This window comes from Pseudomonas chlororaphis, assembly GCF_001921865.1.
Taxonomy (GTDB): Bacteria; Pseudomonadota; Gammaproteobacteria; order Pseudomonadales; family Pseudomonadaceae; genus Aquipseudomonas; species Aquipseudomonas chlororaphis_D.
The window spans coordinates 102,341-115,728 of sequence record NZ_MSCT01000024.1; the positions used below are offsets into that span (position 1 = coordinate 102,341).

A 13,388-nucleotide genomic window follows, 5' to 3' on the forward strand; every position below is an offset into this window, starting at 1 on the left:
TCTTGGTAAGCGCTTCGATGAGCTGCAACAGCCAGAAAATCCGCCTGCTCCGGCAGCAGATCCCCTCGTTCGAGTGCGTGCCCGGCTGTCACGATTGCTGCGGCCCGGTCACCACCTCGAGCGAAGAGATGTCGCGCCTGCCGCGCAAGACCCGCGCCGAGCAGGACGCGGCCATGGAAGAGCTGAACTGCGTGCACCTGGGGCCCAACGGTTGCACGGTGTATGACGAGCGGCCGCTGATCTGCCGACTGTTCGGCACCACCCCGAGCCTGCCTTGCCCCAATGGCCGGCGCCCGGTGGAGATGATCCACCCGCGGGTGGAAAAACAGATCCATGACTATATGGCGAGCACCCGCCAGGTGCTGGTCTGACCCGAAGCCATCGCGCGCGGCCTTAATAATGCAGGAGCGAGCTTGCTCGCGATGGTCTCTTCAAATCCCGCTGCGGCTCAATCCGGAATCGGCAGGTTCAGGCTCTCCTTCACCTCTTCCATCACGATATAGCTCTTGGACTCGCGCACGTGGGGCAGCTTGAGCAGGATGTCGCCCAGCAGCTTGCGGTACGAGGCCATCTCGGAAATCCGCGCCTTGACCAGGTAGTCGAAGTCCCCCGAGACCAGGTGGCACTCCAGCACGTGGGGCAATTTCAGCACTGCGCGGCGAAACTCCTCGAAGGTATCGCCGGACTTGTAGTCCAGGCTGATCTCGACGAATACCAGCAGGCTCCCCTTGAGGTGCTGCGGGTTGAGCCGGGCGTTGTAGCCCATGATGATGCCTTCGCGCTCCAGGCGGCGGACCCGCTCGGTGCAGGGCGTGGTCGACAGTCCGACCTTTTCCCCCAGCTCGGTAAACGAGATGCGCCCATCGGCCTGCAGGATGCGCAGGATATTGCGATCTATCTTGTCTAGTTCGCGCTTTGTCTGATGGTTAGTACGCATAGGGGATGCGCCTCCGTGAAAAGGGTTTTTGCCGAGAATTCTCGCCAAATATAGGCGTTTATATAGTGAAAAGCACTGGTCGTTGCTTCTTATACTGCGCGCATCTTCGCTCTGAATAACAACGTCAGCGGTTCTCCGCGATGAGGGATATGAAAATGCGCGTTCTGGTCTTGGGTAGCGGCGTGATCGGTACCACCAGTGCCTACTATCTGGCCCGTGCCGGTTTCGAAGTGACCGTGGTCGACCGCCAGCCAGCCGTTGCCATGGAAACCAGCTTCGCCAACGCCGGCCAGGTCTCGCCGGGTTATGCCTCTCCCTGGGCCGCGCCGGGCGTGCCGCTCAAGGCCATCAAATGGTTGCTGCAGCGTCACGCGCCGCTGGCGATCAAGGCCACCGCCGACATTGATCAATACCTGTGGATGGCGCAGATGCTGCGCAACTGCACCGCTGCCCGTTATGCGGTGAACAAGGAGCGCATGGTTCGCCTGTCCGAGTACAGCCGCGACTGCCTCGACGAACTGCGCCTGGAGACCGGCATCGCCTATGAAGGCCGCAGCCTGGGCACCACCCAGCTGTTCCGCACCCAGGCGCAACTGGATGGCGCGGCCAAGGACATCGCCGTGCTCAAGGAGTCCGGCGTGCCGTTCGAGCTGCTGGACCGCGAAGGCATCGCCCGCGTCGAGCCGGCCCTGGCCCAGGTCACCGATATCCTGGCCGGCGCCCTGCGCTTGCCGAACGACCAGACCGGCGACTGCCAGATGTTCACCACGCGCCTGGCCGAAATGTGCACCAAGCTGGGCGTGGAATTCCGCTTCGGCCAGGACATCCAACGGCTGGACTTCGCCGGCGACCGGGTCAACGGCGTGTGGATCGACGGCAAGCTGGAAACCGCCGACCGCTACGTGCTGGCCCTCGGCAGCTACTCGCCGCAGTTGCTCAAGCCGCTGGGCATCAAGGCCCCGGTGTACCCGCTCAAGGGTTACTCGCTGACCGTGCCGATCACCAACCCGGCCATGGCCCCGACGTCGACCATCCTCGACGAGACCTACAAGGTCGCGATCACCCGTTTCGACAACCGTATCCGCGTCGGCGGCATGGCTGAAATAGCCGGTTTTGACCTGTCGCTGAACCCACGCCGGCGCGAAACGCTGGAGATGATCGTCAACGATCTTTATCCTCAGGGCGGCGACTTGTCCCAGGCTGGTTTCTGGACCGGCCTGCGCCCGACCACCCCGGACGGTACGCCGATCGTCGGCGCCACGTCCATGCGCAACCTGTTCTTGAACACCGGCCATGGCACGCTTGGCTGGACCATGGCCTGTGGTTCCGGTCGCCTGCTGGCCGATCTGATGGCGAAGAAAAAGCCGCAGATCAGCGCCGAAGGTCTCGATATTTCTCGTTACGGTAATCCCCAGGAGCCTGTAAAACATGTCAATCCAGCGCCAGCTCACCAATGAGCGCATGAGCCAGATCGTCGTTCACAGCGGTACCGTGTATCTGGCGGGGCAAGTCGGCGACGACATGAACGCCGGGATTGAGCAGCAGACCCGCGAAACCCTCGCCAATATCGAGCGTTTGCTGGATCTGGCCGGCACCGACAAGTCGCGGTTGCTGTCGGTGACGATCTACCTGAAAGACATCGATGCGCACTTTGCCGGGATGAACAGCGTCTGGGACCAGTGGCTGCCGAAAGGCGTCGCTCCGGCCCGCGCCACCGTCGAGGCCAAGCTCTGCGAGCCAGAAATCCTGGTCGAGCTGTCCGTCGTGGCCGCCCTGCCTTAAAGCAAGATCCCTCTCCCGGTGCCTATGGCGGCTAACCCTGTCGGCGGGCGCCGGTTTTTTCTTCCCACATGACCGCCTAGAAGTCTGCCGCCATGCGTCCTGCCCGTGCCCTGATCGATCTTCAAGCCCTGCGTCACAACTACCAACTGGCCCGCGAAGCGTCGCCGGGCGCGCGCGCGCTCGCGGTGGTCAAGGCCGATGCCTATGGCCATGGCGCGGTGCGCTGCGCCCAGGCGCTGGAAGCCGAGGCTGACGGTTTTGCCGTGGCCTGCATCGAAGAGGCCCTGGAGTTGCGGGCGGCGGGGATTCGCGCGCCGGTGCTACTGCTCGAAGGTTTTTTCGAGGCCGACGAGCTGAGCCTGATCGTCGAACATGACTTTTGGTGCGTGGTGCATTCGCTGTGGCAACTGGAAGCCATCGAACAAACCGCGATCGCCAAGCCGCTGACGGTCTGGCTCAAGCTGGACTCGGGCATGCACCGCGTCGGCCTGCACCCCAAGGATTACCAGGCGGCCTATCAGCGGCTGCTGGCCAGCGGCAAGGTGGCGAAGATCGTGCTCATGAGCCACTTCGCCCGTGCCGACGAACTCGGTTGCGCCCGTAGCGACGAACAGGTCGCGGTGTTCGAGGCGGCGCGCCAGGGGCTGTCGGCACAGATCAGCCTGCGCAATTCGCCGGCCGTGCTGGGCTGGCCGAACATCCCCAGCGATTGGGTACGCCCCGGCATCATGTTGTACGGTTCGACCCCGTTCGAGGACAGCCACCCGCTGGCCGCGCGCCTGCAACCAGTGATGACCCTGGAATCGAAAGTGATCTGCGTGCGCGAGCTGCCGGCCGGCGAGCCAGTGGGGTATGGCGCCAAATTCGTCACCTCCCGGCCGATGCGCATCGGCGTGGTGGCCATGGGGTACGCCGACGGTTATCCGCGGCATGCGCCGACCGGCGCGCCGGTGCTGGTGGCGGGGCAGCGGACCCAGCTGCTTGGCCGGGTTTCCATGGACATGCTGTGCATCGACCTGACCGACGTGCCGCAGGCCGGGTTGGGTTCCAGCGTCGAACTGTGGGGCAGGAACATCCTCGCCAGCGAGCTGGCGGCCGCCGCCGACACCATTCCCTACCAGCTGTTCTGCAACTTGCGCCGGGTACCACGCATCTATTCCGGGGACTGAGTAGGGCCGCCCGCGGCCGAAGGTCGCCTTGCCCTGGGGATTGGGGCTCAAGTGTTGTAAATACTGAACGCTATCGCCATGATGACGCTCAATTACAACAACGCCTGATTCCCTAGGAGGCCGCCGCATTGGACGTCGGTGAACGACTGCAATCCATCCGTAAACTCAAAGGCCTTTCCCAGCGTGAACTCGCCAAGCGCGCGGGCGTCACCAACAGCACCATTTCGATGATCGAGAAGAATAGCGTCAGCCCCTCGATCAGTTCGCTGAGAAAGGTTCTTGGCGGCATTCCCATGTCGATGGTCGAGTTTTTTTCGGAAGAAATCCTCCAGGAAAAGCCCACCCAGATCGTCTACAAAGCCAATGAGCTGATCGACATTTCCGATGGTGCGGTGACCATGAAACTGGTCGGCCGGGCGCACCCGAGCCGGGCGATCGCCTTTCTCAACGAGATCTACCCACCGGGCGCCGATACCGGCGAAGAGATGCTCACCCACGAGGGCGAGGAAACCGGAATTCTCGTGGAAGGGCGCCTGGAACTGGTAGTGGGCCTTGAGACATTCGTGCTCGAAGCGGGCGACAGCTACTATTTTGAAAGCACCAAGCCACACCGTTTCCGTAATCCGTTCGATGCTCCCGCGCGACTAATCAGCGCAGCCACGCCCGCGAACTTCTAACATAAGAGGCGTCCTGCAAGGATTGCAGCGGTGCCCGAAGCCGTGTTTCGCCCCGCTCTAATCCCCCTTTGAATCTAGGGTTGTTTCGGAGTGGCGGGCTAACCGTTATACTTGCGCCCGCCCGCGAAACCGTGGCCGTGGGCGTGACTAGCCACCATTGAGGGTGTACGCGTGAACCTAATTATGAAAATGCTGGCCGCACCAGCAACCGTATTGGCCCTCTGGGCTGTCAGCGCTCAAGCTGCAACCAACGACGACATCGCCAAGCGCCTCGAGCCGGTTGGCCAGGTCTGCGTTCAAGGTCAGGAATGCAAGGGCATGGACGTCGCTGTTGCCGCGGGCGGCGGCGGTGCGAAGACGCCTGACGACGTGATCGCCAAGCATTGCAACGCTTGCCATGGCAGCGGCCTGCTGGGTGCGCCGAAAATTGGCGACGCGGCGGCCTGGAAAGACCGTGCCGATCACCAGGGCGGCCTCGACGGCCTGCTGGCCAAGGCCATCACCGGCTTGAACGCGATGCCGCCTAAAGGCACCTGCGCCGACTGCTCCGACGAGGAGCTCAAGGGCGCCATCCAGAAGATGTCCGGTTTGAAATAAGCCTGCATCTTCCGCAAAAAAGCCGCTTACGAGCGGCTTTTTTGTGCCTGCGATCCGGCCTGGGACTGTTCATCGCAACCAAGACCCGGCAAGCTCGGTCCAACCTCAATTCATGGAAGGTTCAGGAGGATCGGATGGTGCAGTCGTGTTCTATCGAGCGGGCGGTCGACGAGGTCCTGGCCCGTTTGCCGGCGCATATTCACATGGGCATGCCCCTGGGGCTGGGCAAACCCAACCGTTTCGCCAATGCCCTGTATCGTCGCGTCGCGCAATTGCCCGAACGCCGGCTGACCATTTACACCGCCCTGAGCCTGGGCCGGCCGCCGCTGGGGGACGGACTGCAACGGCGTTTCCTCGAGCCCTTTATCGAGCAGGTGTTCGGCGATTACCCCGAGCTGGATTTCCTCGCCGACCTGCACCGCGACCAGGTGCCGGCCAATATCCATATCGAACAGTTCTTCATGCAGCCCGGCAGCCTGCTCAACAGCCCGGCGGCGCAGCAGGACTACGTGTGCAGCAACTACAGCCATGCCGCGCGCGACATCAACGCCGCGGGCCTGAACCTGGTCGCCCAGCTGGTGGCCCGCGACCCGCAGCAGGCCGAACGCCTGAGCCTGAGCTGCAACCCGGACATCACCCTCGACCTGCTGCCGATGATCGCCGAGCGGCGGGCCGCGGGCGAAACCATCCTGCTGCTGGGCCAGGTGCACCGCGACCTGCCTTACATGCCGGGCGACGCCGAGATCGACGCCGCCCGTTTTGACCTGCTGCTCGACGAAGAGGAAGGCAGCACGCTGTTTTCCACGCCGAACATGCCGGTGGGGTTCCAGGACCACTTTATCGGCCTGCACGCCAGCACCCTGGTGCGCGACGGCGGCACGCTGCAGATCGGCATCGGTTCCATGGGCGACGCGCTGACCGCGGCGTTGCTGGCGCGCCAGGCGGACAACGACGGTTATCGGGCGCTGCTGGCGGACCTGGAGGTCCAGTGCTGGAAGCCGCTGATCGAGCGCGAAGGCGGGGTCGAGCCGTTCGCCAAGGGGCTTTACGGCTGCAGCGAAATGTTCGTCAACGGCCTGCTGGCCTTGGCCGACGCGGGCATCGTGCGACGCAAGGTCTACCCCTCGGTGGCCCTGCAACAGCAGGCCAACGCCGGGACTTTAGACGAAGGCCAGGCTGAGGGCGGGGTGTCGGTGCACGGCGGTTTCTTCCTCGGCCCGCGCAGTTTCTACCAGCGCCTCAGGGACCTGCCCAAGAGCAAGCTCGGCGAGTTCAACATGACCGCCATCAGCTACATCAACGAGCTGTACGGCCACGAGGAACTCAAGCGCTTGCAGCGCCTGGACGCGCGGTTTATCAACAGTTCGATCATGGTCACGCTACTGGGGGCCGGGGTGGCGGATCAGCTGGAAGACGGCCGGGTGCTCAGCGGTGTCGGCGGGCAATACAACTTCGTCGCCCAGGGCCATGCGCTGCACGGCGCGCGTTCGATCCTGATCCTGCGCAGCTGGCGCGAGTCGGCCGGCGTGGTCAGCTCCAACATCGTCTGGGAATACGGCCACTGCACCATCCCGCGGCACCTGCGGGACATCGTGGTCACCGAGTACGGCATTGCCGACCTGCGCGGCAAGAACGATGCACAGGTGATCGAAGCGCTGCTCAATATCAGCGACTCGCGTTTCCAGCCGGGCCTGATCGAGCAGGCGCAGAAGGCCGGCAAGCTGCCCAAGGATTTTCGCCTCGACCCGCGCTTTACCGACAACCAGCCGCAGCGCCTGCTGGCGATCCAGGCGCAGCATCGGCATCTGTTTCCGGAGTATCCGCTGGGCAGCGATTTCAGCGCCGAGGAACGGGACCTGCTGCGCGCGCTGAACTGGCTGAAGAGCAAGTTCAAGCTCAGCGAGATTCTCGAACTGGGCAAGGCCGCGCTGGACGCGCCGCCACCGGAGGCGTTCCCGGCGCATCTGCAGCGGATGCGGCTGGAGAAGCCCGACGGCTTGCGCGAGGAGTTGTACCAGCGCTTGCTGCTGGCGGCGTTGCGGGAGACGGCGCAGCCGTAGGGTGTCATCGCGGGCAAGCTGTCCTCCGTAGGAGCGAAGCTTGCTCGCGATAAAGAGGCGAAGCCTCTTAGATAAAAGTCACCACGCCACCGGCGAGGGACTTGACCCGGGCCAGGGATTCCACGCGATAACCTTGCGCATCCAGCTCGGCGCGGCCGCCCTGGAACGACTTCTCGATCACGATACCCAGGCCGGCCACGGTGGCGCCGGCCTGCTTGATGATCGAGATCAGCGCCTGGGACGCCTTACCGTTGGCCAGGAAGTCGTCGATGATCAGCACGCGGTCGCTGCTGGTCAGGTGGCGCGGGGAAATCGCCACGGTGCTTTCGGTCTGCTTGGTGAACGAATACACGGTCGCCGACAGCAGGTTCTCGGTCAGGGTCAGGGACTGGTGCTTGCGCGCGAAGATCACCGGCACGCCCAGGTTCAGGCCAGTCATGATGGCCGGGGCGATGCCCGAGGCTTCGATGGTGACGATCTTGGTGATGCCCGAGTCCTTGAACAGCGCGGCGAATTCGTCGCCGATCAGCTTCATCAGCGCCGGGTCGATCTGATGGTTCAGAAAGGCGTCGACTTTCAGGACTTGATCGGAAAGCACGATGCCTTCTTCGCGAATTTTCTTGTGCAGTGCTTCCATGAAGCTTTCCTCTACTGGCGCCATGTGCGCCGAAGGTCTAGTAAAAAGTGGTCAATTCTAGCGCTTTAACATCGCGCGTATATCCGCCAATGCGCTATTGCCGCGCACGGCTTTGACTTCGGTCGGGGTGTCGTCGTTGCCTTCCCAGGCCAGGTCGTCCGGTGGCAGTTCGTCGAGGAAGCGGCTTGGCGCGCAGTCGATGATCTCGCCGTACTGCTTGCGCTTGGCAGCGAAGGTGAAGGCCAGGGTCTGGCGGGCGCGGGTGATGCCCACGTAGGCCAGGCGGCGTTCTTCCTCGATGGTGTCGGCTTCGATACTGGAGCGGTGGGGGAGGATTTCCTCTTCCATGCCCATGATGAACACGTAAGGGAATTCCAGGCCCTTGGACGCATGCAAGGTCATCATCTGCACGCCCTCGGCACCGTCTTCCTCTTCCTGCTGGCGCTCCAGCATGTCGCGTAATACCAGCTTGCCGATGGCGTCCTCGACGGTCATTTCGCCGTCTTCGTCTTTTTCCAGGGTGTTCTTCAGCGCCTCGATCAGGAACCAGACGTTACCCATGCGGTAGTCGGCGGCCTTGTCGCTGGAGCTGTTGGTGCGCAGCCAGTTCTCGTAGTCGATGTCCATGACCATGCTGCGCAGGGCGGAGATCGGATCTTCGCCGGCGCACTGCTGGCGCACCTTGTCCATGAAGCGCTTGAAGCGCGCCAGGCGGTCGGTGAACCGGCTGTCCAGGTGCTCGCCCAGGCCGATTTCGTCGGTGGCGGCGTACATCGAGATCTTGCGTTCGGTGGCGTAGTTGCCGAGTTTTTCCAGGGTGGTCGAGCCGATTTCCCGGCGCGGTACGTTGATCACCCGCAGGAAGGCGTTGTCGTCGTCCGGGTTCACGATCAGGCGGAAGTAGGCCATCAGGTCCTTCACTTCCTGGCGCCCGAAGAAGCTGTTGCCGCCGGACAGGCGATAGGGAATCTGGTGATGCTGCAACTTCAGCTCGATCAGCTTGGCCTGGTAGTTGCCGCGGTAAAGGATCGCGAAATCGCTGTAGGGGCGGTCGGTGCGCAGGTGCAGGCTGAGGATTTCCATGGCCACCCGCTCGGCCTCGGCGTCTTCGTTCTTGCAGCGGATCACGCGGATCTCGTCGCCGTGGCCCATCTCGCTCCACAGTTGTTTCTCGAACTCGTGGGGGTTGTTGGAGATCAGCACGTTGGCGCAGCGCAGGATACGGCTGGTGGAGCGGTAGTTCTGCTCGAGCATTACCACCTTCAGGGACGGGTAGTCCTCCTTGAGCAGCATCAGGTTTTCCGGACGCGCGCCGCGCCAGGCGTAGATCGACTGGTCGTCGTCGCCCACCACGGTGAACTGGTTACGCTTGCCGATCAGCATCTTCACCAGCAGGTACTGGCTGGCGTTGGTGTCCTGGTATTCGTCCACCAGCAGGTAGCGCACCTTGTTCTGCCACTTCTCGAGGATGTCGGCGTGTTCCTCGAACAGCTTCACCGGCAGCAGGATCAGGTCGTCGAAGTCCACCGCGTTGAACGCCCTGAGCGTGCGCTGGTAGTGGGTGTAGACGATGGCGGCGGTCTGCTCCTTGGGGTTGCGCGCGTTTTCCAGGGCCTGGGCCGGCAGGATCAGGTCGTTCTTCCAGGCGCCGATCATGTTCTTGATCTCGTCGACGCCGTCGTCGCCCGAGTATTCCTTTTGCATGATGTCGGTCATCAGGGCCTTGACGTCGGTCTCGTCGAAGATCGAGAAGCCCGGCTTGTAGCCCAGCCGCGCATGTTCCTTGCGGATGATGTTCAGGCCCAGGTTGTGGAAGGTGCAGACCGTCAGGCCGCGCCCTTCGCCGCTGCGCAGCAGGGTGCCGACCCGTTCCTTCATCTCGCGCGCGGCCTTGTTGGTGAAGGTCATGGCGACGATGTACTGCGCGCGGATGCCGCAGTTCTGGATCAGGTGGGCGATCTTGCGCGTGATCACGCTGGTTTTGCCGGAGCCAGCGCCGGCGAGCACCAAAAGAGGGCCGCCGACGTAGTTCACGGCTTCTTGCTGCCGGGGATTGAGTCGGGACATGACGAAAAAAGGAGTCTGTAACGAAATGGGCGGGCATTTTAACAGGCTGGACGGATTCTGCCGCTCTCTCCGACTTGTGACGCAGCACGCTATCTAAATTTGCCGGTTTTGATACTTTCCCTCAGGATGCGCGCTGAATATGCGTCTAATGTTCGAGTTAGAGCGGTACAAGAAATAGCGTTTGATAATCAATATCATTTGTCATTGTTTATCCGCGCGTCATAATGCCGACCGCAAATTTCTATTACAGAGTCTAGGGAGCTAGCTTGTCCAAGCCTGTCGAACCCTTGCGCTTGCTGCTGCTGGCCGAAGAGCCGGCGTGGGCGGCCTTGTTGCGCGAGTGTCTCGCTCCGTTGGGAGACTCGGTGGTGCTGATCAGCGCCCCGACCTGGGAATCTGTCAGCCGTTTGTTCGATGAAGATCGCTCGGCGATTCTGCTAACCGTTCCCCAGTTGCAGCCGGCCCCCGGGCGTTGCAGCCTGCCCACGGTGTTGCTCCTGGAGCAGGAGCCGCAGGGTACGCCGGCGGGCGCCAGCGACTGGCTGGTGAGTAAAAGTCTCAACGCCGATACAGTGCGTCGCTGCCTGCGCCATGTGCGCGAGCGCGGGGTGCTGGAAAACACCCTGCTGCGCCTGGCCGAACAGGACCCTTTGACCGGCATCGCCAACCGCCAGGGTTTCCAGACCCTGCTGGCGGCGCGCCTGGCGGAAAACGAAGGGCGCGGGCTGGCGCTCGGGCACCTGGACCTGGACAACTTCCGGCACGCCAACGATGCGCTGGGCCACCAGGCCGGCGACCGGCTGATCCTGCAAGTGGTCTCGCGGCTCAAGAGCCAGCTCGAGGCCGGGGACCAGCTGGCGCGCCTGGGCAGCGACGAATTCGCCCTCTTGATCGATACCCGCCGGGCGCCGCAACGCGCCGAGTGGATGGCCGAGCGCATCGCCGAAGTCATGGCCGAGCCCTACTGGATCGACGGCGAGAGCCTGTTGATCGGCTGCAGCCTGGGCATCGCCCATGCCCGGGCGAATGCCGGCGCCGACCCGCTGATGTGGCACGCGCACATCGCCATGCAGCAGGCCAAAAGCACCCAGGGTTGTACCTTTCATATCTTCAACGAACGCATCAACCGTAACGCCCGCAGCCTTGCCGACCTGGAAAGCGAGCTGCGCCGGGCCTTGCGCCGCGACGAGCTGGAGCTGCATTACCAGCCGCGCCTGAACCTGCACGACGGGCAGATCGTCGGCCTCGAGGCCCTGGTGCGCTGGCGCCATGGCGAGCGCGGCCTGTTGCCGCCCAGCGAGTTCGTGCCGCTGGCCGAGCAGAGCGGCCTGATCGTGCCGCTGGGCTACTGGGTGATTTCCCGGGCGCTGCGCGACATGCAGGCGCTGCGCGAGCGTGGCCTGGCGCCGCTGCACATGGCGGTCAACCTGTCATTCCGCCAGTTCCAGGACAGCCAGTTGCTGTCGACCCTCAGCCGGCTGATTGCCGAGCGCGGCGTCGAGGCGCAGTGGCTGGAGTTCGAGCTGACCGAAACCGCGGTGATGCGCCGCAGCGACCTGGTCAAGCAGACCATGGACGCGCTGGGGCGGCTGGGGGTGCGGTTTTCCCTGGACGACTTCGGCACCGGGTTCTCGTCCTTCGTGCACCTTAACAGCCTGCCGATCGCCCTGCTGAAGATCGACAAGAGCTTCGTCGGCGGCATGGAGCTGCGCGAAGAGAACCGCAAGCTGGTGCACGCGATGATCAACCTGGCCCACAACCTTCATCTGGAAGTCGTGGCCGAAGGTGTGGAAACCCCCGAGCAACTGGCCTTGCTGCGCAGCTTCGGCTGCGATCAGGTCCAGGGTTACCTGATCAGCAAACCGCTGCCGCTGGCGGAGCTGGTGGAGTACCTGACGTTCGGCCGGAACCAGCAGATTCTCGCGGGCGAAGTCATCTGACGGCTCCGCCCTGTAGGAGCGAGCTTGCTCGCGATAGCGGTTTAACAGTCGGTATCCATGTTGAATGTGAGTCCGCCATCGCGAGCTCGCTCCTACAGAGAATCCCGCGCCGCCTGGAAGCCGTCCTGGGAACGGCTGCCGGCGCCTTCGCGGCGGATCATCCGCCGCATCTTCCACTCGAACGCCAGGGTCAGGCTGATGGCGGCGCAGGCCAGCCCCGAAGCCAGGCCCCACCACACGCCGGTCGGCCCCCAGCCGAAGGTGAAAGCCATCAGCCAAGCCGTTGGCGCGCCAATCAGCCAGTAGCAGCCCAGGCCCACGAGGAAGGTGGTCTTAGCATCCTTGAGCCCGCGGATCGCGCCCATGGCGATGGTTTGTGTACCGTCGAACAGTTCGAACCAGGCCGCGACCGCCAACAGGCTGACCGCCAGGTTGATCACCTCGCGAAAGGCCGGGTCGTCGTGATCCAGGAACAACCCGATCAATTGGTTCGGCAGCAACCAGAAAATCATCGCGAAGCCGAGCATGGCGGCGGCGCCGAAGGCGATCCCGACCCGGCCGGCCAGGCGGGCGTCGAGCAACTGGCCGGCGCCGTAGTGCTGGCCGATACGCATGGTGATTGCGTAGGAAATCCCGGCAGGGACCATGAAGGCCACGGAGACGATCTGCAGCGCGATCTGGTGCGCCGCCAACTGGGTGCTGCCCATGGTGCCCATGCACAGCGCGGCGAAGGCGAACAACCCGACTTCCACCGCATAGGTACCGCCGATGGGCAGGCCCAGGCGCCACAGTTCCCGCAGGTACTGGCGGTTGGGCCGCGACAGGCCCTGGCGCAGCGGGTAGGCGGCATACGCCGGGTGGCGCTTGATATGCCAGGCCAGGGCCAGGGCCATGCAGTTGGCGACGATCGCGGTGACCAGGCCGATGCCCACCAGCCCCAGTTTCGGCAGGCCGAACATGCCGGTGATCAAGGCGTAATTGAGCAGGAAGTTGGCCACGGTACCGGCCAGGCTGATGACCATCACCGGCGTGGCGCGGCCGATGGCGCTGGTGAAGCCGCGCAGGGCCATGAAGCTCAGGTAGCCGGGCAGGGCGAACGGCAGGATCAGCAGGAACTGGCCGGCGGCCTGCACGTTGCTCGCGGTCTGGCCGAACAGCAGCAACACCGGCTTGATGTTCCACAGCAGCAGGCCGGCGCCCAGGGCCATCAGCCACGCCAGCCAGAGCCCGGCCTGGGTCAGGCGAGCGGCGCCGGGGATGTCGCCGGCGCCCTGGCGAATCGCCACCAGAGTGCCGACCGCCGCGATCACGCCGATGCAGAAGATCGACACGAACGAATAGGTGGCCGCGCCCAGGCCGCCGCCGGCCAGGGCTTGCGGGCTGAGGCGGGCCATCATCAGGGTGTCGGTCAGCACCATCAGCATGTGCGCCAACTGCGAGGCGATCAACGGCCCGGCCAGCCGCAGGATGGCCCAGAGTTCGGTGCGTGCTGGATGCTGCATGATCATCGGTCTCGATCGGG

Annotated in this window: 12 protein-coding genes; 8 read left to right on the forward strand and 4 right to left on the reverse strand. The window is 63.7% G+C overall.

All coding sequences use genetic code 11. From position 1 onward, the window contains the following. The first annotated feature begins 17 nt into the window (after positions 1-17). The gene (locus tag BTN82_RS28945; protein ID WP_075122420.1) at positions 18-371 is read left to right on the forward strand and encodes a YkgJ family cysteine cluster protein; all 354 of its coding nucleotides are present in this window, start codon (positions 18-20) and stop codon (positions 369-371) included. A gap of 77 nt (positions 372-448) precedes the next feature. Here the strand turns inward: BTN82_RS28945 and BTN82_RS28950 are convergent, their stop codons facing one another. Beyond that, on the reverse strand, positions 449-937 hold the full coding sequence (locus BTN82_RS28950) for an Lrp/AsnC ligand binding domain-containing protein (RefSeq protein WP_017125528.1): 489 nt from the start codon (positions 935-937) through the stop codon (positions 449-451). A gap of 155 nt (positions 938-1,092) precedes the next feature. Between BTN82_RS28950 and dadA the strand changes: the two genes are divergently transcribed. From dadA to BTN82_RS28980, 6 genes are all read left to right on the forward strand, one after another. Further along, positions 1,093-2,394: a D-amino acid dehydrogenase gene (dadA, locus tag BTN82_RS28955; RefSeq protein ID WP_075122518.1), complete on the forward strand. Its 1,302-nt coding sequence runs from the start codon at positions 1,093-1,095 to the stop codon at positions 2,392-2,394. After that, complete coding sequence (locus BTN82_RS28960) at positions 2,366-2,719, forward strand: RidA family protein (RefSeq protein ID WP_075122421.1); 354 nt, start codon at positions 2,366-2,368, stop codon at positions 2,717-2,719. The genes dadA and BTN82_RS28960 overlap by 29 nt, the downstream gene beginning before the upstream one ends. A gap of 92 nt (positions 2,720-2,811) precedes the next feature. Beyond that, complete coding sequence (gene alr / locus BTN82_RS28965) at positions 2,812-3,888, forward strand: alanine racemase (protein WP_075122422.1); 1,077 nt, start codon at positions 2,812-2,814, stop codon at positions 3,886-3,888. A 128-nt stretch (positions 3,889-4,016) separates the two neighbouring features. Then, entirely contained in the window at positions 4,017-4,565 is a 549-nt protein-coding gene (locus BTN82_RS28970) for a cupin domain-containing protein (RefSeq protein ID WP_007932420.1), read from the forward strand. A 183-nt stretch (positions 4,566-4,748) separates the two neighbouring features. Further along, entirely contained in the window at positions 4,749-5,162 is a 414-nt protein-coding gene (locus BTN82_RS28975) for a c-type cytochrome (RefSeq protein ID WP_075122423.1), read from the forward strand. A gap of 134 nt (positions 5,163-5,296) precedes the next feature. Further along, positions 5,297-7,222, forward strand: coding sequence for an acetyl-CoA hydrolase/transferase C-terminal domain-containing protein (locus tag BTN82_RS28980; protein WP_075122424.1), 1,926 nt, complete (start codon positions 5,297-5,299; stop codon positions 7,220-7,222). A gap of 67 nt (positions 7,223-7,289) precedes the next feature. On the opposite strand, the gene BTN82_RS28985 is transcribed toward BTN82_RS28980, so the two are convergent. Continuing rightward, positions 7,290-7,859, reverse strand: a complete 570-nt coding sequence (locus BTN82_RS28985; protein WP_044465749.1) for a xanthine phosphoribosyltransferase — start codon at positions 7,857-7,859, stop codon at positions 7,290-7,292. 57 nt (positions 7,860-7,916) lie between these two features. Beyond that, on the reverse strand, positions 7,917-9,926 hold the full coding sequence (gene rep / locus BTN82_RS28990; RefSeq protein ID WP_075122425.1) for a DNA helicase Rep: 2,010 nt from the start codon (positions 9,924-9,926) through the stop codon (positions 7,917-7,919). A gap of 266 nt (positions 9,927-10,192) precedes the next feature. Between rep and BTN82_RS28995 the strand changes: the two genes are divergently transcribed. After that, a complete protein-coding gene (locus tag BTN82_RS28995; RefSeq protein ID WP_075122426.1) occupies positions 10,193-11,866 on the forward strand; it encodes a putative bifunctional diguanylate cyclase/phosphodiesterase in 1,674 nt (557 codons plus the stop codon). A gap of 92 nt (positions 11,867-11,958) precedes the next feature. On the opposite strand, the gene BTN82_RS29000 is transcribed toward BTN82_RS28995, so the two are convergent. After that, on the reverse strand, positions 11,959-13,368 hold the full coding sequence (locus BTN82_RS29000) for a NorM family multidrug efflux MATE transporter (RefSeq protein ID WP_186828467.1): 1,410 nt from the start codon (positions 13,366-13,368) through the stop codon (positions 11,959-11,961). Positions 13,369-13,388 lie beyond the last annotated feature (20 nt).

Coding starts and splice junctions, on each gene's coding strand:
- dadA (WP_075122518.1), top strand. CDS start 1,093: ATGCGCGTTCTGGTCTTGGGTAGCGGCGTGATCGGTACCACCAGTGCC.
- BTN82_RS29000 (WP_186828467.1), bottom strand. CDS start 13,368: ATGCAGCATCCAGCACGCACCGAACTCTGGGCCATCCTGCGGCTGGCC.
- BTN82_RS28950 (WP_017125528.1), bottom strand. CDS start 937: ATGCGTACTAACCATCAGACAAAGCGCGAACTAGACAAGATAGATCGC.
- alr (WP_075122422.1), top strand. CDS start 2,812: ATGCGTCCTGCCCGTGCCCTGATCGATCTTCAAGCCCTGCGTCACAAC.
- rep (WP_075122425.1), bottom strand. CDS start 9,926: ATGTCCCGACTCAATCCCCGGCAGCAAGAAGCCGTGAACTACGTCGGC.
- BTN82_RS28945 (WP_075122420.1), top strand. CDS start 18: ATGAGCTGCAACAGCCAGAAAATCCGCCTGCTCCGGCAGCAGATCCCC.
- BTN82_RS28975 (WP_075122423.1), top strand. CDS start 4,749: ATGAAAATGCTGGCCGCACCAGCAACCGTATTGGCCCTCTGGGCTGTC.
- BTN82_RS28985 (WP_044465749.1), bottom strand. CDS start 7,859: ATGGAAGCACTGCACAAGAAAATTCGCGAAGAAGGCATCGTGCTTTCC.
- BTN82_RS28960 (WP_075122421.1), top strand. CDS start 2,366: ATGTCAATCCAGCGCCAGCTCACCAATGAGCGCATGAGCCAGATCGTC.
- BTN82_RS28980 (WP_075122424.1), top strand. CDS start 5,297: ATGGTGCAGTCGTGTTCTATCGAGCGGGCGGTCGACGAGGTCCTGGCC.